This window comes from Verrucomicrobiota bacterium JB022 (assembly GCA_030673845.1).
Classification (GTDB): Bacteria; Verrucomicrobiota; Verrucomicrobiia; order Opitutales; family Oceanipulchritudinaceae; genus WOUP01.
On sequence record JAUTCQ010000012.1, the window covers coordinates 123,806 to 143,971 of the forward strand.

Annotated in this window: 13 protein-coding genes; 8 read left to right on the forward strand and 5 right to left on the reverse strand. The window is 61.9% G+C overall.

Annotated elements, in window-relative coordinates; all coding sequences use genetic code 11:
• Positions 1 to 80: 80 nt before the first annotated feature.
• Positions 81 to 1,094 carry an agmatine deiminase family protein gene (locus Q7P63_07500; protein ID MDP0499932.1) on the forward strand — a complete coding sequence of 338 codons (1,014 nt, stop codon included), beginning with the start codon at positions 81 to 83 and terminating at the stop codon, positions 1,092 to 1,094.
• Positions 1,095 to 1,097: 3 nt separating this feature from the next.
• Here the strand turns inward: Q7P63_07500 and Q7P63_07505 are convergent, their stop codons facing one another.
• Together Q7P63_07505 and Q7P63_07510 are read right to left on the reverse strand one after the other, a co-directional pair.
• On the reverse strand, positions 1,098 to 1,958 hold the full coding sequence (locus Q7P63_07505) for a universal stress protein (protein MDP0499933.1): 861 nt from the start codon (positions 1,956 to 1,958) through the stop codon (positions 1,098 to 1,100).
• A gap of 18 nt (positions 1,959 to 1,976) precedes the next feature.
• Positions 1,977 to 3,461 (reverse strand): SulP family inorganic anion transporter, encoded by a 1,485-nt coding sequence (locus Q7P63_07510; protein MDP0499934.1) that lies wholly within the window; start codon positions 3,459 to 3,461, stop codon positions 1,977 to 1,979.
• Positions 3,462 to 3,671: 210 nt separating this feature from the next.
• Here Q7P63_07510 and Q7P63_07515 point away from each other — a divergent pair, with 210 nt between their 5' ends.
• Positions 3,672 to 6,212, forward strand: a complete 2,541-nt coding sequence (locus Q7P63_07515; protein MDP0499935.1) for a glycosyl hydrolase 115 family protein — start codon at positions 3,672 to 3,674, stop codon at positions 6,210 to 6,212.
• A gap of 4 nt (positions 6,213 to 6,216) precedes the next feature.
• Here Q7P63_07515 and Q7P63_07520 read toward each other — a convergent pair whose 3' ends face one another.
• Positions 6,217 to 6,972, reverse strand: a complete 756-nt coding sequence (locus tag Q7P63_07520) for a DeoR/GlpR family DNA-binding transcription regulator (protein ID MDP0499936.1) — start codon at positions 6,970 to 6,972, stop codon at positions 6,217 to 6,219.
• A 141-nt stretch (positions 6,973 to 7,113) separates the two neighbouring features.
• Between Q7P63_07520 and Q7P63_07525 the strand changes: the two genes are divergently transcribed.
• The 6 genes from Q7P63_07525 (at position 7,114) to Q7P63_07550 (ending at position 14,907) form a co-directional block, all read left to right on the forward strand.
• Positions 7,114 to 9,315 carry a bifunctional rhamnulose-1-phosphate aldolase/short-chain dehydrogenase gene (locus Q7P63_07525; GenBank protein MDP0499937.1) on the forward strand — a complete coding sequence of 734 codons (2,202 nt, stop codon included), beginning with the start codon at positions 7,114 to 7,116 and terminating at the stop codon, positions 9,313 to 9,315.
• 10 nt (positions 9,316 to 9,325) lie between these two features.
• Entirely contained in the window at positions 9,326 to 10,825 is a 1,500-nt protein-coding gene (locus Q7P63_07530; protein ID MDP0499938.1) for a rhamnulokinase family protein, read from the forward strand.
• 69 nt (positions 10,826 to 10,894) lie between these two features.
• The gene (locus Q7P63_07535; GenBank protein MDP0499939.1) at positions 10,895 to 11,617 is read left to right on the forward strand and encodes a (Fe-S)-binding protein; all 723 of its coding nucleotides are present in this window, start codon (positions 10,895 to 10,897) and stop codon (positions 11,615 to 11,617) included.
• Positions 11,614 to 13,020 (forward strand): LutB/LldF family L-lactate oxidation iron-sulfur protein, encoded by a 1,407-nt coding sequence (locus Q7P63_07540; GenBank protein ID MDP0499940.1) that lies wholly within the window; start codon positions 11,614 to 11,616, stop codon positions 13,018 to 13,020. The genes Q7P63_07535 and Q7P63_07540 overlap by 4 nt, the downstream gene beginning before the upstream one ends.
• Positions 13,017 to 13,640 (forward strand): LUD domain-containing protein, encoded by a 624-nt coding sequence (locus tag Q7P63_07545; protein MDP0499941.1) that lies wholly within the window; start codon positions 13,017 to 13,019, stop codon positions 13,638 to 13,640. The genes Q7P63_07540 and Q7P63_07545 overlap by 4 nt, the downstream gene beginning before the upstream one ends.
• Positions 13,641 to 13,659: 19 nt before the next feature.
• Positions 13,660 to 14,907: an L-rhamnose isomerase gene (locus Q7P63_07550; protein MDP0499942.1), complete on the forward strand. Its 1,248-nt coding sequence runs from the start codon at positions 13,660 to 13,662 to the stop codon at positions 14,905 to 14,907.
• 159 nt (positions 14,908 to 15,066) lie between these two features.
• On the opposite strand, the gene Q7P63_07555 is transcribed toward Q7P63_07550, so the two are convergent.
• Positions 15,067 to 18,660, reverse strand: a complete 3,594-nt coding sequence (locus Q7P63_07555; GenBank protein ID MDP0499943.1) for a TonB-dependent receptor plug domain-containing protein — start codon at positions 18,658 to 18,660, stop codon at positions 15,067 to 15,069.
• Positions 18,661 to 19,111: 451 nt separating this feature from the next.
• Entirely contained in the window at positions 19,112 to 20,161 is a 1,050-nt protein-coding gene (locus Q7P63_07560; GenBank protein ID MDP0499944.1) for a LacI family DNA-binding transcriptional regulator, read from the reverse strand.
• Between the last annotated feature and the right edge of the window lie 5 nt (positions 20,162 to 20,166).

Consider the following 20,166-nt stretch of genomic DNA (forward strand, 5'->3'; position numbering starts at 1 on the left):
TTTTTACTCCTTTAACTCCTGTTCAATTCCCCTCTTCCTTTTCTATATTTATGGCTTCTCCTGCTGAACTTGGATACGTCATGCCGCCCGAATGGGCGCCCCAACAAGCGGTCTGGTTTTCATGGCCGTGGCACGCTCATACCTGGCCGGACAGCAAGGACAAGGCCGTAGCCGAATACGCGGCATTTCTCGCCACGACGACCCGCTATGCGCCGATCAAGATCGTGTGCGAGCGCAAGCAGCAGAAGGCCGCCGAAAAAGCTCTCGCCGCCGCACAGGCCGATCTGGATCGCGTGGAATGGGTCGACCTGCCTTCCAATGACGCCTGGATCCGCGACTTCGGCCCCACCTTCGTCAAGCACCGCGAGACGGGCAAGCTGGCGATGGTCGACTGGCAATACAACGCCTGGGGCGGCAAGTTCGCACCGTGGGATGAGGACAGTGCATTGGTCGAGCGACTGGAAGAGCGCTTGGAGATTCCGCGCTTTGCGGCACCTTTTATCTGCGAAGGCGGCGCGCTGGAGGTCAATGGCCAAGGCCTGTGCCTCACGACCGAGAGCGTGTTGCTCAACCACAACCGCAATCGCGAACTGACCGAGCCGACGATCACGCGCTACCTCAAGGAGTTCCTCGGCATGCGCGAAGTGGCGTGGCTGGAGCGTGGGCAGGCGACCGACGACACCGATGGGCACATCGACACACTGGCCCGCTTTTTCAAGGACGACGGCATCGTCGCCATCGTGACCGAAGACAGCCGTCACCACGACTACGCCGCCCTGCAGGGCAACCGGGAGCGTCTGGAGGGCTTGCGCACGGCTTCGGGTGGTCGTTTCGATCTCGCCTGGCTTCCCCTGCCCGAGCCGATCCATGTGCCGGGCGCGCGCGAAGAGTTCCTGCCCGCCAGCTACGCGAATTTCCTGATCGTAAATGACGGGGTGCTCGTGCCGGTGTATGGCCAGCCCAAGCTCGACGACCGCGCCTGCGGCATCCTGCAAGAGCTGTTCCCCCGGCACGAAGTAGTAGGCGTCTCCTGCCGCGAACTCGTCTGGGAAGGCGGCGCGGCGCACTGCCTGAGCCAGCAGATGCCGCGCTGATTCTTAGCGGAAGAGCAGCACGGGGATCTGGCAGGTGCGCACGAGGGCCGTCGTCGTGCTGCCGACAAAGAACTCCCGCAGGCGCGATTGCCCGTAGGCTCCCATCACGAGCAGTTGCGCCTTTTCGCGGGCCACGACCTCAGGGATCACCTTTTCGGGGTCGCCCGGCGGCTGGTCGACCACCACGTTGCGGCCCGCCTTCTTCAGGCTCAGCTCTGCCGCTTCCAGCTCCAGCTTGGCCGCATTGGATTGGGTGCCAACGCAGAGCAGGCGAATCGAGAGACCTTCGAAGAGGGGCGACGTAGCCGCATATTCTGCCGCCTTTCGCGCACTGGGGCCGCCGTCAAAGGCGATCACCGCGCGCTCGATGGGCTGGAAAGCCCGGGCCGCGACCAGCACCGGGTGCTTGCTCGTGCGGATGACGCGCTCGAGGTTGCTACCGAGGTGGCCCTTGTCGAAATTGGCATGCTCACCGCGCTTGCCGATCACGATCAGCTCATGCGTGGCCGCAAATTCGCTGACGGCGTCGGCCAGACGACCGTGTCGCGCTTCGGTCTGGATCTGCACGCCAGCGATTCCTGCCGCTTCGAGGCGCGCCTGCGCCGCCTGCAGGATCGCATCGGCCCGAGACTGCGCCACGCGCGATTTGGCCCGCTCCAGCGCCACGAGCTCGTCAGACAGCTTCTGCTGGGCATCCACGCCGATAATGCCGCTAAAGTCGGCCTGGTAGGCGGCCACGGGCACGGGCTCAAGCATGTGCAGCACGCGCACGTCGCCCTGCAGGCGCTTGGCCGCCCAGGCGGCGTGGTCGCAAATGCTTTCGGCGTAAACGGAGCCGTCGGTGCAAACGAGGAGCTTGTTCATGATCTGGCGGGGCTGGGGTTAGTGGGCGCCGGCATTGTCCATCGCGCCGGGCTTGTCGTGCTGGGCTAGGCGGAGCACGAGGGTCTTGCTGGCTTCGTTGAGGCCAACCAGTTCCACTTCAGCACCTTCGCGGCGGAACTTCAAGACAACGCGGTCGAGCGCTGTGATCGAGGTCAAGTCCCACAGGTGGGCACGAGAGACGTCGATGCGGATGTTGGGCACCACTTCGGCAAAGTCGAAAGCCTCGGCAAACTTGCTGGCCGAGACAAAGAAGAGCTGCCCGTGCACGTGGTAGGTGCGCGTCTGCTTGTCGGCCGACAGCTCGGAGCTGACGTCGAGCAACTGCGAGATACGGTAGGCGAAAAAGAGCGCGCTGAGCAGCACGCCCACCCCCACGCCAAGTGCGAGGTTGTGCGTGAACACGACCGTAATGACCGTCGCGACCATCACGACGCTGGAGGTCTTGTTGTGCACCGTGAGGTTGCGGAACGAGGCCCAGTTGAAGGTGCCGATCGACACCATGATCATGACGGCCACGAGCGCGGCCATCGGAATCTGTGCCACCCAATCGCCCAGCACCACGCAGAGGATCAGCAGAAAGATACCGGCACAGAAGGTGGAGAGACGCCCGCGACCGCCGGATTTCACGTTGATGACCGATTGGCCGATCATGGCGCAGCCCGCCATGCCGCCAATCAGGCCGGTGGCGAGGTTGGCAATCCCTTGGCCGGTGCACTCGCGGTTCTTGTCGGAGCTGGTATCAGTCAGGTCGTCGACGATCGTAGAGGTCATCAGCGACTCCAGCAGGCCCACCACCGCCAGCGGCACTGAATACGGCAGGATGATCAGCAGCGTCTCCAGGTTCAGCGGGATGTCGGGCAGGAGGAAAGTCGGGAGGGCGTCCGGCAGTTGGCCCATGTCGCCCACCGTGCGCAGGAGGTCGTTTTCGCCCCAGCCGAGGGTCATCGAGAGGATCGTCAGCACAATGATGCAGACCAGCGGCGACGGCACGGCCTTGGTCAGGCGCGGCAGGCCGTAGATGATGGCCAGGCCGCCCGCCACGCAGGCATACATAAGCGCCCCCTGCCCTTTGAACTCCGGCAGCTGGGCCATGAAGATGAGGATCGCCAGCGCGTTGACGAAGCCGACCACGACCGAGCGCGAGACGAACATCATCAGGTTGCCGAGCTTGAAGACACCCGCCAACACCTGGATCACGCCTGTCAGCAGCGTGGCGGCGAGCAGGTATTGCAAGCCGTGCTCTTTGACCAGCGTCACCATCAGCAGAGCCATGGCCCCGGTGGCGGCGGAGATCATGCCCGGGCGGCCGCCGACGAAGGCAATCACCACAGCCATGCTGAAGGAGGCGTAAAGGCCCACCTGGGGGTCGACCCCGGCGATGATGGAGAAAGCGATGGCTTCCGGGATCAGGGCAAGCGCCACCACGGCCCCGGCCACGACGTCGCGCACAGGGTTACCGAACCATTGTTCTCGGTAAGTCATAAAAAGCGTCAGGAAATATGAGACCAGCGCGGTGGGAAACGCCCAAAGCCGCGACAAAAGCGGCTTATGCAGAAGCATCGAAGCCTGAGCGCAAGCCCAAAATCCCGGGTAGCAGCCGCACTCATACCGTCAGAACGCCGCATCCGTTGCCATGCATAGCTTTAGCCACACAGTGGTAGTGTCCCTCTTCCCTCCAGCCCCGCTCCCCTTATGTATCCGTATCCCCGTATCCTTTTGCTCGTGCTCTGCATGCTCGCTTCCTTGCTCCACGCCAACCCCTACCAGACCGTTGCCCCCGGCGCAGATGCCTTTGCGCTGATCCAAGGCGGGCGGGCCGTACCGCTGGCCTTGGGCGCGTCGACGCCACCCCAGGTGCGCCGAGCCGCTGAAGACCTCGCCCAAGACATCGAACGCGTGACGGGCCAGCGCCCGCAGATCCTCGATCTGGAGGCGGTCGGGCAAAAACCGGCCTTGGTGGTCAAGCTGGCGGAGAAAGGCAGTGCGTTGCAAGGCCAGTGGGAGGCCTTCACGATCGGCGCGGAAGGTCAGCAACTCGTGATCACAGGCAGCGACATGCGGGGCGCGATTTTCGGGATTTACGAAGTGTCTCAGGCCATCGGCGTCTCCCCCTGGCATTGGTGGGACGACGTGCCGGTGGCGCGAAACCCCGAGGTGGCCCTACCCCGCGCACTGCACCGGCAAGGCTCGCCATCGGTCAAATACCGAGGCATCTTCATCAACGATGAGGATTGGGGCCTGCACCCGTGGGCGGCGCACACCTTCGACCCCGAGCTGGGCGACATTGGCCCAAAGACTTACGAGCGCGTCTTTGAGCTGTTGCTGCGCCTGAAGGCCAACACGCTCTGGCCGGCGATGCATGAGGTGACGAAAGCTTTCAACCTCTACCCGGAAAACGCCCGACTGGCCGATGCCTACGGAATCGTGATGGGATCATCGCACGCCGAGCCGATGCTGCGTAACAACGTGACCGAATGGACGCTACCGCACAGCCACTTCAACTACGCCACCCACGCAGAGGCAGTGCGCGACTACTGGGAGGGTCGGGCCGAGGCCAACGGCGGCTATGAGAATATCTACACGCTGGGCATGCGCGGCATCCACGATTCGGGCATGACGGCCGGGCGCGATACCTCGGAGAAGGTGGCCACGCTGGAGAAAATCATCTCCGATCAGCGCGACATTCTGCGCCGTCACGTGAGCGAGGATGTCGAGCAGGTGCCGCAGGTCTTTACGCCCTACAAGGAGGTGCTGGAGCTCTACCGCGCGGGGCTTAAAGTGCCGGACGACGTCACCCTCGTATGGCCCGACGACAACCACGGCTACATCCGCCACTTCCCGACCGCCCGGGAGCGCGCGCGAGACGGAGGTTCGGGGATTTATTACCACGTCTCCTACCTTGGCTCCCCCCTCTCCTATCTTTGGCTGTCGACCACCCCTCCGGCGGTCATCTGGTCGGAAATGTCGAAGGCCTACGCGTTGGGTGCGCGCGAGCTCTGGATCCTGAACGTGGGCGACATCAAGCCGGCGGAGGTCAGCATCGAGCTGTTTCTGCAAATGGCGTGGGACATCGACCGCTGGAATGTCGACACGCTCGACCGCTTCCTCGTCACCTGGGCGGCGCGCGAATTCGGGCCGGAGCAGGCGGAAGAGATCGCCGAGATCATGTGCGGCTACTACCGGCTCAATTTCCAGCGTCGGCCGGAGCACCTGCAATGGTGGCTGCCGCATAGCCGCGAACGGGGAAGCCCGCTGACGACGGAGGAAGCAGACGAGCGTCTGGCGGCTTTCGCCTCACTGGCCGCCCGGGCAGAAGCAGTCGAGGCTCGCCTGCCCAGCGAGATGCGCGACGCCTTTTATCAGCTGGTGCTCTATCCGGTGGCAGCGAGCGACGCAGCCAACCAGGTCTATTTCTACAACGAACGCTATGGCCGCCTCTTCAATGCCGAGATGGAGCTGCGTGGGCAATACGGCCTCAAGGCCCGCCTCGCCCACGAGCGAATCGAAGCGCTCACCCATCGCTACAACCACGAGATCGCGGGCGGCAAATGGCAGCGCTTTATGGCCCCGGAACCGGCGGACAACATGTGGCGCTCTTACCGCACCGCAGTGCCGATCCTGCCGGCCGAGGGCATGGTAGACCGCGAACTGCGCCCCGAGCTGTTCCCGGCGGAAGATGTGGGCGGCCTGCTGGACAAGGCACGCGAGCAACCGTCCCGTTTTGTCGAGCACGACGGCATCGTGGCGATGGAGGCGGAGCACTTCAGCCGTGCGGGCAGCATCGGGGACGCGGCCTGGGCAGTCGTGCCCGAGCTGGGACGCACGGGCGATGCCGTCACGGTATTGCCGGTGACGACGGCCTCCACGGCCCCGGGAGAAGGCGCATGGCTCGAATACGATTTCGCCACGCAAACCAGCGGCGACGCGACCCTCACGATCTACCTCCTGCCAACCTTCCCTATCGACTCGGCCCACGGGCTGCGCCTGGCGGTTTCAGTCGACGGTGGCGAGCCCCAGCCGGTCGAGCTGGTCCGCGAAACGGGTGATACGGAGTGGAAGCAGGCCGTGCTCAACGCCTCGGTGCAGGTATCCTTGCCCCTGAACGCCCTGCAAGCCGGCCCCCACCGCCTGCGCCTCCACCAGGTAGATCCGGGTGTGGTCGTCGACAAGCTGGTCGTCCACTTCGGCGAGCTGCCGGGCAGCTACCTGGGGCCAAAAGAGACGGTAGAGTAGTAGATTACCCGCCCACTTCGATACGGGCGGTGCCCAGGGCGGAGCGGAACTCCTCGGGCGGAGGCTGGTCGGTCACGACGACGTCGAGCTGATCGCAGCCGGCGAAATAGTAGGAAGAGCTGAGGCCGAACTTGTAGTGGTCGGCCAAAAGGATGACCTCGTCGGCCTGCTCGAAGAGAAAGCGCTTGAAGGCAGCCTGGGGCTCGGTGGCTTCACTGAGGCCGCGCGTGCGGTGGAGGCCGCGGCAAGAGAAGAAAATCTGGTCGATCCGGTAGCGGCGGGCCATGTCCATCGTGGCTGGGCCGGTGAAGCTAAGGGAGCGCCGGTCGAGATTACCGCCGAGCAGGATGAGGTTGACCTGCGAGAGGTGGCTGAGCTGAGTCACGATCTTTTGCGCATGCGTGATCACCGTCAGCTCCTGATCTGGAAGTAGGCGGGCTAATGCCAGCGCGGTGGAGCTGGCGTCGAGGAAGATGCAGGATCGCGGCTTGATGAGCTGGAGTGCGCGCCGGGAAATCTTGGCCTTTTCTTTGATCTGCTGCCCCTCCCGCTCCTGGTAGTCCAATTCTCGGTCGAGGGCGAGGTCGAGCACGGCGCCGCCATGGGTGCGCTTGAGCTTGCCGGTCTCCTCCAGTTTCAGCAGATCCTTGCGCACCGTCTCCTCCGTCACGCCCAGCCGTTCGGCCAAAAGCGTCGTCCGTACCGCCCCTTCCAGCTGAAGGGTTTCGAGGATGGTTTGGTGTCTTTGTGAGGCCAGCATCTATCTCCGAATTTCTGTGTTTAGTTTTGACTTTGCAATCCGAAAGCGGCTTCCTCAAGGGGCGATCATCGGTCCAATCCCGACCTGTTAAAGAACCCTACAGAGGCCCTACAGTTATACTCACCCACTACGTCTACTCTTATGATTCAGGATTTTAACGGTCAATACCGCCATGTGAACTACCTTTGGGACGACACCGTCGCAGCCAAGCTCGACCTGGTGGACTTGCTCGTGTACCGTTCCAATCTGCTCGGTTCCGATCAGCGGATTACCAACACCGGCGGCGGCAACACGTCGTCGAAGATCACGGAGAAGGACCCTCTCACCGGTCAGGAAACCGAAGTGCTCTGGGTCAAGGGCTCGGGCGGCGACCTCCGCACCAGCAAGCGCGGCAACTTCTCCTCCCTCTACATGGACAAGCTGGAGGGCCTGAAGAATATTTACGGTGCCGAGGCCAATCGTGGCGTGAAGACCCCGATCGAAGATGCGATGGTGGACCTCTACCGCCACTGCACCTTCAACCTCAACCCGCGCGCTTCCTCGATCGACACGCCGCTGCACGCCTTCATCCCGGCCAAGCATGTCGACCACATGCACCCGAATTCGGTGATCGCGCTGGCCGCTGCCGCCAACTCCGAGGCGCTGACGAAGGAAATTTTTGGCGATTCCGTGGTATGGACGCCGTGGATGCGCCCGGGCTTCGAGCTGGGCCTGACGCTGGAGCGCGTGGCCCGCGAAAACCCGCAGGCCAAGGGCATCATCATGGGGCAGCACGGCCTGATCAACTGGGCCAACGACCCGAAGGAGTGCTACACCCTCACGCTCAACATCATCGAGCAGGCCGCCCGCTTCATCGAAGAAAAGGCAAAGACCAAGGTCTCCTTTGGCGGCGCCAAGGTGCAGAGCCTGCCGGCCGAACAGCGTGACGACCTCCTCGTGAGCGTGCTGCCGTGGCTGCGTGGCCAGACGGCCTTCCAGGGCAAGCCCATGATCGCGACCGTCCAGTATGACGAGAACGTGATGGACTACGCGAACAGCGCCGACGCGCCCCGCCTGTCCGAGCTCGGCACCTCCTGCCCCGACCACTTCCTGCGCACCAAGATCAAGCCGCTGTATGTGGACTTCGATCCGGCCAAGGACGACGCAGCCGCCCTGCAAGACAAGCTGGCCAAGGGCCTCGAAGCCTACCGCGCCGACTACGCGAAGTATTACGAGACCTGCCGCCACGCCAATTCCCCGGCGATGCGCAACCCCAACCCGACCGTCATCATCATCCCCGGCGTGGGCATGATCGGCTGGGGCAAGAACAAGAGCGAATCGCGCGTCACGGCTGAGTTCTACAACTGCGCCATCCACGTGATGCGCGGCGCGGAGGCGATGGACAAGTATATCGCCCTGCCCCAGCAGGAAGCTTTCGACATCGAATACTGGCTGCTCGAAGAGGCCAAGCTGCAGCGTATGCCCGCCGAGCAGGAGTATGCCCGCAAGGTGGCCGTGATCATCGGCGCCGGCGGCGGCATCGGCAAGGAAACCGCCATCCGCCTGGCCAAAGAGACCGCCCACGTGGTGTGTGTCGACTTGAAGGCTGAGCTGGCCCAGGAAACCGCCAAGGAGATCGAAGCCTCCGTGGGGATGGGCATCGGCGTGGCGGGCTCCGACATCAGCAACTGCGGCCCCGTAATCGGCCTGGCTTGCGACATTACCAAGCGCGACACCGTGCAGACGATGCTGAAGCAGACGATCCTCGCCTACGGTGGCGTGGACTCCGTCGCGGTGACCGCCGGCATCTTCCCCTCGCCCGACAAGCAGGGCATGGTGCCCGATGCGATGTGGGATGTGACCTTCCGCATCAACGTGGCCGGCGCTTACTTCGTGGCCAATGAAGCCGCCAAGGTCTGGAAGCAGCAGTCCCTCTCCGGCGGTGCTTTCGTGCTGACCACCAGCGCCAACGCCGTAGTCTCCAAGAAGGGCAGCCTGGCCTACGACACCAGCAAGGCCGCCGCCAACCACCTCGTGCGCGGCTTGGCAGTGGAGCTTGCTGGCCTGGCCCGCGTCAACGGCGTGGCCCCGGCGACCGTTGTGGCCGGCAGCTCGATGTTCCCGCGCGACCGCGTCATTTCTTCCCTCGTCAAATACGATATCCCGCACTCGGAAGATGAGGACACCGAGTCTCTGCGTGACAAGCTGGCGATGTTCTACGCCCAGCGCACGCTGACCAAGTCCCCCATCACTCCGGCCGACCAGGCCAAGGCCATCATCGCCCTGCTGGGCGAGCTCCTGCCCAAGACCACGGGCCAGGTGATTGCCGTGGACGGAGGCCTGACCGAGGCATTCCTGCGTTAGAAACACTTACATGTCCACTCCCCCCCCCTCAACCGCGCGGCAGGTCTTCATCGCCATCGACTGCGGCGCTTCCAGTTCCCGCGTCATGGCCGTTATTTGGCAAGACGCGGGGTTGAGTATCCACGAAGTCCACCGTTTCCCCACGCCCTTCTACGAGCGTAACGGTGGGCTCCATTGGGACCTGCAGGTCATGCGCGACGAGTTCCTGACGGGCCTCCGGGAGGCCGGGAACCGCTACGGCCAGGATGTGCGCTCGATTGGCGCCGACACCTGGGGCGTGGACTACGTGTTGCTCGATGCGGCGGGCGAGCCGATGGACGATCCCTTCCAGTACCGCGACAGCCGGACGGACGGGATTATCCCCTGGATGGACGAACGCGTCTCCGCCTGGGAGCGCTTCGCCCGCACCGGCATCCAGAACCAGTTCTTCAACACGGCCAACCAGCTGTGTGCGGACTTGCACCTGGGCAATCGGCTGGTCGCCAAGGCCGATTGCCTGCTCTACATGCCGGACTGGATCAACTACCTCCTGTGCGGCGTGAAGCGCAATGAGCTGACGGAGGCCAGTACGGCCCAGTTGCTCGACCAGGATCGCAAGTATCATCAGGGCTTGCTGGAAGAATACGGCATCCCCGCCGGCGTTTTTGCCCCGCTGGTCGAGCCCGGCACCGTGCTGGCGCCGCTGAAGGACGACCTGCAGCAAGACCTCGGCATCTCCCCGCAAGTTGTGACCGTCGCCTCGCACGACACCGGCTCGGCCTATGTCGCCGCGCCGTGTATGGACGAGCGCACGGCGTTCCTCAGCTCCGGCACCTGGTCGCTCTTCGGCGTCGAAGCGAACAAGCTGGAAGTCTCGGAAACGGCCTACAAGTATGGCTTGACCAACGAGGCGGGCGTCGAAGGTACCACCCGCCTGCTGCGCAACATCGTGGGCCTCTGGATGATCCAGGAGTGTGTGCGTGAATGGCGTGCGCAGGGCGAAACGGTCGATTTCGGCGAGCTGGACAAGGCTTCCGCCCGCGAGCCGGGCTGGCGCATCCTGCTCAACCCCGACCACGGGCCCTTCCTCGTGCCGGGCGACATGCCGGAGAAGATCCGCAATTTCTGCCGCCGTACCGGCCAGCCGATCCCGAACACCAAGGGCGCCATCGTCCGCGCGATTCAGGACACGCTGGCCCTCACCTACCGCCGCACGCTGGTGGCGCTGCGCGAGTTGACCGGTCTACAACTCGAGCGCATCAACATCGTGGGCGGGGGCGCGCAAAGCCGTTTGCTGAACCAGCTGACGGCCGACGCGACCGAGTGTGAAGTGCTGGCCGGCCCGATTGAGGCAACGGCCTTGGGCAATGCCATCATGCAGATGAAAGCCTTGGGCTTGATTGAGAATATGGCCGAGGGGCGTAAGCTGATTCAGGCTTCCTTCCCCCTCGAAACCTATTCGCCCCGCCCGGTGCCGGACCGCGAAGCGCTACTGAGCCGCTTCGAAGATGTCTGCCAGCCGCTGGCCTAGGCGACCCCCATCCTGACCGACTGACCTATGCTTCTTGACCATCGAGCTACTGGCACGCGTATCCAGCTGATGTCCACGTGCCTTTGCGACGCGTTTTTTGACGATGTCGCGAAGGCCACGGTCGAAGTGCTGGAATACCTGGGCTGCACCGTGGATTTCCCGGAAAGCCAGACCTGTTGCGGCCAGCCGGCCTTCAACGGGGGCGACTGGAAATCCGCCCGCACGGTCGTCCGCCACCAAATGAAGGCCTTCGAGGGCGACGCCCCGGTGATCGTGCCCTCCGGCTCCTGCGCAGCCATGGCTTTCCATGGCAGCCTGCTCGCGTTTGAAAAGGAGCAGGATCTGCCGGAAGTCGAAGCCTTGGCCAAGCGCACCTGGGAGGTCTGCGACTTCATCGTCAACGGCCTCGGGGTGAAGCAGATCAAGGGCAACTACGCCGCGCGCATCGCCATCCACAACTCGTGCCACACCCGCGGCACGGGCACGGGAGACGCTGCCGCGACACTGCTTGGCTCGATCGAGGGTGTCGAGCTGGTGACCTACGGAGAGCCTGAGCAATGCTGCGGCTTTGGTGGCACTTTCGCGGTCGCCTTCCCTCATATTTCGGGCGCGATGGGCCGCGTAAAGATCGAAAACCTGCTGGAGCTGAAGCCCGACATGGTGGTCTCGGCCGACATGAGCTGCCTGATGCACCAGCGTGGTTTGGCCAACAAGGCAAACATTCCTTACACCGCGCAGCACGTGATCCAGGTGATCCGAGATGCTCTGCGCAACGGAGGTGAGTTGGCATGAAAAAGCAGGAAATCGACAGCTTTTCCGAGGTCTTGGCCGCCGACGTGCGCGAATCGGTCCACTCCGGCTCCGCCTCGGGGGTGACGAAACGGCGCGAGGTGCTCGTGGCCGACTTTCCCGACGCCAACGCGATCCGTCGCCTGGCCGGGCAGATCAAGCAGCACACGATCGAGCACCTCGACAAGTATCTGGAGCAGGCCGAGCGCAGCCTCACGGCCAACGGCGTGAAGGTCCACTTTGCCTGGGACGGTGCTTCGGCCAAGGAGGCGATCGTCAAGATCCTGGAAGCGCGGAAGGCTCACACCATCTGCAAGTCCAAGAGCATGGCGAGCGAGGAAATCGAGCTGAACGATTACCTCACCGACAAGGGTTACGACATCGTCGAGACCGACCTGGGCGAGTTCATCCTGCAGCTCGACAACGATCACCCGAGCCACGTCGTCAAGCCGATCATCCACAAGAACCGCCGTCAGATCGCGACCACGTTTGAAAAGCACGGCCTCGGCGCTTATAACGACGAGCCAGAGGTGATCACGCAGCGTGCCCGCAAGTTTCTGCGCAAGAAATACCTGCAGGGCGAAGTGACCATGACGGGCGGCAACTTCATCTCGGCCGAGAGCGGTCGGATGGTCATCGTGACCAATGAGGGCAACTCCCGTTTCGGCCTCGCCGGCGCCAAATGCCACATCGCCTTGATCGGCATCGAAAAGCTGGTGCCGACCGACCGCGACCTGGGCGTGATGCTCAACCTGCTCGGTCGTTCCGCCACCGGGCAGCAGCTCACCGTCTACACGGAGTTCGTCTCCGGCCCCCGTAGTGCCGAACAGCCCGAAGGCCCGGAAGAGATGCACGTCATCCTCTTCAACAACAACCGGACCGAGGTGCTGGCGTCGGACTGCCGCGAGATTTTGCGCTGTATCCGTTGCGGCGCGTGCATGAACGTGTGCCCCGTCTACCGCCAGTCGTCGGGCCACGCCTACCGCTCGGTTTACCCCGGCCCTCTCGGCGCAGTGCTCAGCCCTCTGCTGGCGGGCAAGGCTCGCTTCCCGGAGTTGGCCGACCTGCCGAAAGCGTCCAGCCTTTGCGGCGCTTGTCAGGAGGTTTGCCCGGTCGACATCCCCATCCCCGACCTGCTCTTGCGCCTGCGCAACCGGGCCAAGCTGGAGAAGGCGGGCAAGGCCGCTATCGGCACGCCCGACATGACGCTTTGGGCCACCTTGGCCACCCACCCGACCGCCTGGCGCACCGCCATGAAGTCGGCCAATCTGCTCAACGGGCTGCCCTACGACGTCTTGCCGCTGGCCCCGCTACGCGCCTGGAGCAAGCAGCGCACGCTGCCGCGTTGGGAAGGCGGCAAGTTCCGCGCCTGGATGAAAGACCGCAAGCAAGGAGACAAGTCGTGAGCGACGATCGCAGCCGTATTTTTTCCGCCATTCGCGAAGCCCTCGGGCCGCTGCAAGCCGCTGGCAAAGCCACCGCCTACCCCGAGTATTCGGTGGACGTCCTCAGCGCCCTGCCCCGCCTCAAGGGCGAGGACCAATGGACGGTCTTCGCCCGCAACCTCAAGAACGTCAATGGGCGTGCGATGAGCGACGTGGCCGAACTGGCAGCCTACCTGCAGAGCGAAAACGCCGCCGAGGGCTATTGCGACCCCACGCTGATCGCGACCATCGCCCCTGCGCTGAGCGGCGTTACCCTGCACGGCAGCTTTGAACGCGCCGAACTGGAGCGCTATACGTTTGGGATCACCCGCGCGAGCGGCATCATCGTCGAGAGCGGCACCGTGATCCTGAAGGATCGCGAGACCTCAAACCGCCTTGGCGCGCTGGCCCCGTGGGTCCACATCGCTGTCATCTTTGGCGATACGCCGGTCTACCACACGATCAGCGAAGCGATTGCTGCACTGGGCGACGACCCGAACACGATTTTTGTCACCGGCCCCTCCAAGACGGCCGACGTCGAAGGGATCCTGATCGAAGGCGTGCACGGCCCCGGTCAACAGATCTGCCTGCGCCTGAGCTAACCCACCCCACCCTCCATTTATGACTGCTCTCTACGATTATGCCCGCGAGACCTACGCCAAGCTCGGCGTAGACACCGAGGCCGCGCTGAACGCCCTGGCGGGCGTCGCCATTTCCCTGCATTGCTGGCAGGGTGACGACGTGGTCGGCTTCGAAAGCTCTGGGGAAGAGCTGGGCGGCGGCCTCGCCGTGACCGGCAATTACCCGGGCAAGGCTCGCACGATCGACGAACTGCGGCAGGACCTCGACGTGGCCCTGAAGCTGATCCCGGGCACCCACCGCCTGAACCTGCACGCCATTTACGGCGACTTCGGCGGCCAGAAGGTCGACCGCGACCAGGTCGAAGTCAGCCACTTCCAGAGCTGGATCGACTGGGCGGCAGAGCGCAAGATGGGCCTCGACTTCAACCCCACCTGCTTTGCCCACCCGAAGGCGTCCGACGGGCTCACCCTGAGCCATCCCGATGCCGGGATCCGCAATTTCTGGATCGAGCACTGCCAGCGCAGCCGCGAAATCGGGGCCGCCATGGGCCGCCAACTGGGCTCTACCACCGTTACCAACGTGTGGATCCCCGACGGCCTCAAGGACATGCCGGCCAGCCGCCTGAGCTACCGCGCCCGTCTCGAAGAGAGCCTCGATGCGGTCTTCGCCAAGGAACTGCCCGCCTCCGAGCACCTCGACGCGGTAGAGTGCAAGCTGTTCGGCATCGGCTCGGAAAGCTTCGTCGTCGGCTCGCACGAGTTTTACATGGGCTACGCGATCAAGAAGCAAAAGACGCTTTGCCTCGACGCCGGCCACTTCCACCCGACGGAGAGCATCGCCGACAAGGTATCTTCGGTGCTTCTCTCCGTGCCGCACCTCTTGCTCCACGTGAGCCGCGGTGTGCGTTGGGACAGCGACCACGTGGTGCTGCTCGACGACCAGACGCAGGCCATCATGCAAGAGCTGGTGCGCTGCAACGCCCTGCCGAAGACCCACATCGGCCTCGATTTCTTCGACGCGAGCATCAACCGCATCGCCGCTTGGGTGATCGGTACCCGCGCCGCCCAAAAGGCACTGCTGCAAGCCCTGCTGGAGCCCGCCAAGGCTCTCGTCGAAGCCGAGCAAGCCGGCAATTACACCGCCCGCCTCGCCCTCTTCGAGCAAGCCAAGACGCTGCCGTGGGCCATCGTGTGGGACGAGTTCTGCCGCCGTCAAAGCACGCCGGTGGAAGCCGATTGGCTGCCCCAGGTGCAGGACTACGAGCGCAAGGTGTTGAACCAGCGCTAGAGCCGCTCGCCACTTTCGAGATCCTTTTCAGCCACCATTTCCCCGGTGGCTTTTTTAGTGCCCCGAATGGGAGCCTCGAAGGCACGAAAAAAGCCCCCGCATCAGAAAGATGCGGGGGCGTCTGCAAGTTCTCAGGCACTCAGACCAACCTTGCCCAGACTAGAAGCTGAGGCTGGTGGTCAGGAAGATCTGACGGGGCTCCTTGATGCGGTAGTTGGCCACCGAGCCATCCCAGTTGGCGTAGACCGGCACCAGATCGTCTTCGTCGGCGAAGAGGTCGCGGATGTTCAACTGAACGCTGGCGCGCATCTTCTCACCAAGGTCGAAGTCATACTTGAACCAGAGGTCGATATGGGTCAGGTCCCTCCAACGATCGGCACCCACATCGGTATCGTAGATCGGGCGGCTGGCATCGGCTGCATAATATTTCTCCTCATCGAGATCAGCTTGGGTAACAGGGTCCACATCGGTCTTCAAGCCGTGATACCCAATGATGGCCTTGTCTTCCATCCGGATCGCACCGCCGATGCTGAAACCTTCCAGCGGTCCTTCGGTGAAGCGGTAGTTGGTAATGATGTTGGCGCGGTATTTCCGCTGACCAAATGGGGCAGCACCTTCCAGTTGGCGCGATTCAGCAATGGCACCGTCAACAGCGGTAGTAAACCAAGACTGCGGCGTCTGGCTCCACTCCACGGAGTTGGGGTGAGCCGGGATGTTGCCAAAGCCCCAGCCTGTCCAATACCGCTCGACGCTGATCGTAGAAGGATTGGCCTCGCGGCTGGTATCATACTCGCCTGCCAGATCCGGCGCAACTGCCGCCTCCCAGACTGCCCTTCTCTGGGCGACCCAAGCCTCATACTCAGGCATGATGCTGCTGTAGCTCGCGTCTTGCTTGGCCACAACCAGCTTGATGTTCCAGTTCGGCATTGGATTGTAAATCAACTCGAATTCGAAGCCGTCGGACTCATTTGACTGAGTAGAGGCGATATCCAAGCCTGGCCACCGATAATCTTGGCCGGTCAGCTCTTCCACCTCTTGCTCCTGCGCAGGAGTGAGCGGCGTTGAAGCCCAGCCAGTCTGAGGATCCGTGTCGGAACGGTCTTCACCGGCACGAAGACGGACCACGGTCTCGGCCCAGGCGCGGAAGTTTTGGGTGTCCGCATTAATGACCCGACCCAATACATTCGGTGTAACGCGCTCCAACTTTGATTCCGTATGGAACATGTTGAAACGTGCGATAAGTTTGTTGTCGAACAGGTTAAGCGATACACCATAGTCATATCCCTCGCCTTCAGGCTCGGGCAGGCTTTGACTATAGATGTTGAACTGCTGGCTGGGAGGCGGGGCGAAATTCTCAGATGTGTTATAGTGGAAGCTCAACCAGCTGAGCGGCTTCACAACTACGCCCATAGTGCCAGTCGTTTTTTCGATGACTTCTGCCTGAGTGAAACGGCCGTGGCGAAGGTAGTCAACGTTCGCCAGCCGGTAGTCGTTTCCAACCGGGTACAGTCCCTCATCATTAGAATTCCGAATAGGGATTTCCGCGAGTGTAGGCGGACCGTTTCGATCTGCGCCGGGAGCCCAGTAGTTACCCAAGGTGTTTGCCCGGCCTTCCCACTTGTCACGGCGCATCCCCAAAGTAGTGATGATGCGATCTTCTAGGAAGTAGCTCTGCAGCACCCCAGCGTAAGAAGTGATTTTCCGGTTGTTAACACCAACGCCATTGCCAGCGTGGTAGTGCACGTGCTCCAAGGTGGTTTCATCTTCGCGAAACGACCTGGTATTCCAGTCATAGGCACGAATAGAGGTCGACAAAGGATGCCCGAAAGGTACATCCCACTGGGAGGAGCTACCCGCAGTCACCACACCTGGCGTGCTTCCATTACCCAAATAGAGGCTACGGCGAATATTGCTGGTATTGGCCGCGTAGTAGAAGTTGGAATTTTTCGTATCAGGAATCCACGGATTGGCAGTAGGCTCGACAAATGCCATACGGTAGCGGTTGTAATACTCGTAGTCTTCCTGCCATTGATACAGGCCCATGGCCCGGTGGCGACCTAACCATTTGATCAGGCCATCCTTGTCACTCAGGTCGAGTTCGTAGGCCAACATCGCGCGAACCACATCGCGCTCGGCCGGCGCTGTCACTGCATCCTGTTGATAATCCTCTACGTAGGGCACCAAGTAGTTTGGATTGGGCGAACCATCCAAATCATACATGTTGATGTCCATCAGAATCGTCACCGGTTGCTGCTGCCCCAGAGGATAGTATTCAAAAGAATCGTATTCCTGGCGGAACCAACCAGCGGTGAAATAAAGATTCTCAATGATCTTCTGCTCGAATTCGACGTTGTAGGTATCGCCCTCAAACTCTCCATAGTTCACCGCGAGAAGGTTATACTCCGTCCAATCATAAATATTCTTATTGGTGAGAGCGGGTGCCGTCCAATTGGAGTAGAAATTCGAAGGCATCGGAGACAGTGCCGACTGCGCCATACGGCGATCGTAAAAAGCGCGACGGCTCGGGTCAGCGTTCAACCACTGGGACTGATCTCGAGGAGTGCCGTCGTCATTGAATCCATAATCCGGGAAATTGGTGGTAGCGCGGCGTTGCGGGAAACTAAAGCTCCCGTTCGGGCTCACCCGCAAATTGGGACGCCCGTTATCCATCCAGCCGACTCCACGAATAAATCGAGGTGAGTCCGGGTTGTCCAGAAGGCGATCGCCGCCATAAGAGACCCCATCATCATCTACATCGCTCGCCAGGCTCGTGTAGCGAAACGGGTTCACTTGTCCCGAATCGAGGTAGGTAAATTGCTGCGTGAGCGGGTTCCATACGGGGCGCCCGGACTCGATCCATGGAGTGATGCCGTCGCGCGGCAGCAACGAATTCGGCAAGCGGCTGGTGTTCTCGTAATGCTCGTAGAAGCCGCGAATTGTAGCGCCTGCCCAAGGCTTGACCGTCAGGCCGACAGTGGCGCGACGTGAAATATCCTGGGAGGGCTTACGGCTGAAGTTCTTCTCGTCGTAGACACCTGCGACGAAAATAGCCATGCGGTCGTCCAGGAATGACTGATTCGTCGAGGCGCTAGTCCGAACGCCGTTGGTGCCGACCCGGAACTGCAGATCGGTCGAATCGTCACCCACGGTGGCATAGCCGACGGATTGATTGACGATACCGGCGGGGCTGCCCAGGCCGAACAGGATCGAATTCGGGCCACGGTTGATTTCAATCGAGCGCACATTGTAGCCGTCAGCAGGGATGCGTGCCATCGACGGGTAGTAGTTCCAGCCAAAGTCGGGGGCAGCAATACCGCGCACACGATTGGCAGTAGTCGCGTTGTTTGCAACTCCGCCATTGGTAGCAGATCCGCCTACCCGGTCCTTCAAACCACCGCGGTTGAGCTCGACTGGGGTGTAATTGTAAGCGCCTTCGATGTTAGCTTCATAAAGGAAGACTTCATTGAAGCTGGTGGCACCGGTGTCTTCCATCTGCTGCTTTGTCACGACCGTGATGGGCGCGGCAAGGTCAGCCAGGTTGGTGTTCAAGCGGCTACCTGCAAGGGTGTTTGAAGCGTAGTAGCCGATGTCGTCTTCGCTGCTGGTAACTTCGAAGGGCGAGAGTTCGAAGATTTCGTCGTTCTCGTTAGAATTACCAGTTTGAGACCAGACAGCGGGCGCGGAGGCCAGCAGGAAGGATAGGGATGCGAAGGGGAGTAATTTCCTGCAGAGTGGGGTGATGCGAGTAGTCATAAATCGGACTATTTTCGTTAGAGTTTGGGACAAGCTCTCGCCGATCGGAGACACAGGCCGTTGTCCGTGAGTAGCAGCCTGCTACAGATTCAGGGGGGGAGCTTGGAAGGGTAGTTGCTGGGGTGACTTGGCTGACGAGTCGCTTGGGGTAGACAACTGGTAGCGGATTCAATCCAGCTGTGTGCATTCATTCTCAAATTCGTCAGGCGGGGCAATTTTGACGAAATCTGACAGTAACCTTGAGCATGAATGCACGAGCATTAGCACGCATAAACTGCTGGATTACTGAATCTTGCAGTTTTCCAAAGCGAAAAGCAACGATCATCAGCATTTTTACCTTTTCCTTGGCAAATCCACGAGTCGTGAACGCGAAATAGATTCCTTCTGACATAAAAAAGATCTCCCCGGCAAAGGGAGATCTTAAGGAAAAAGCCAGCGAGCTGGTGAGGCCTCAAACCGCCGCGCAGATACGTTCGTCGACTTGAGCCACCAAGGTCGGGCCTTGCTTCCAGCCGGCCGGGATGGTGGTGGTCGAGGGCGTTTCAGGGACGCCGTATTCGTTGCGGTGCAGCTGGGCGATGAGTTGCTCCATCGCGCGCATTCCGATCATCTGCGGGCGCAAGTCGAGCCCGGCCACTTCGACGGAGCTGGTCCATACGTTCAGGCTGCAATAGCCGTGGGTGTGGGGCACACGCGCGCCGGCAGCTTCCATCCACTCGATGATTGCGGAGTTGTGCGCCATGACGACATCGGGGCGCTCGCGCAGGAACCATTGGGTAAAGGCTTCCTGATTGAGATCGCCCACGATGAGCGGTGGGATGTTGTCGAAGCAGTCGTTGTGCTCGTGGAAGGTGCGGAAGGCAGCTTCCCAGCGGTAGAGCAGGCGGCGGTCGTGCATGTCGTGCAAGACCACACCGGGCCGTCGGTAGCCCAACTCGTCCAGGCGGCGCAGCGCGATGACCATGGAGCGGAAGTGGTCGGAGCAGACCGAATTCAGGCCGGGCCGTTCGATTATATAGTCGGAGTAAATGCCCGCAAAGTGATCCCAGTCGAGGTTCTGGATGTCGGGCGAATTACCGGCGGGCAGCAGGAAGACGCCTCGAATGCCGCGCGACTTGAGGATCGTGCTGAGGCGTTCGATCGAGAGGTGGTCGCGACCGAGGACAAATATCTCGGTCTTGAAGCCGAGGTTGTGGGCCGCCGTGGTGGCGCCGCGCACGACCTGGCGGTGGTAGATCTGGGCGGTACTGGGCCGTTGATGGGCGTCTTCCAGGTCTACAATCGCCACGACACCGCGAAAGGTGCCGACGCCGGAGCGACGCATTTCCGACATCAAGGCGCCGGCAAGGGGGTTGTATTGGTATCCCGCCTCGTCTGCCGCTTGCAGCACCCGCTGCCGTGTTTCTTCTTTCACTCGGGGGTTGTTGCGGAGAGCATCGGAGACGGTAGTATGAGACAGCCCAAGCGAGCGGGCCAGTTCACGAACCGATTTAATCGCCATAGGGA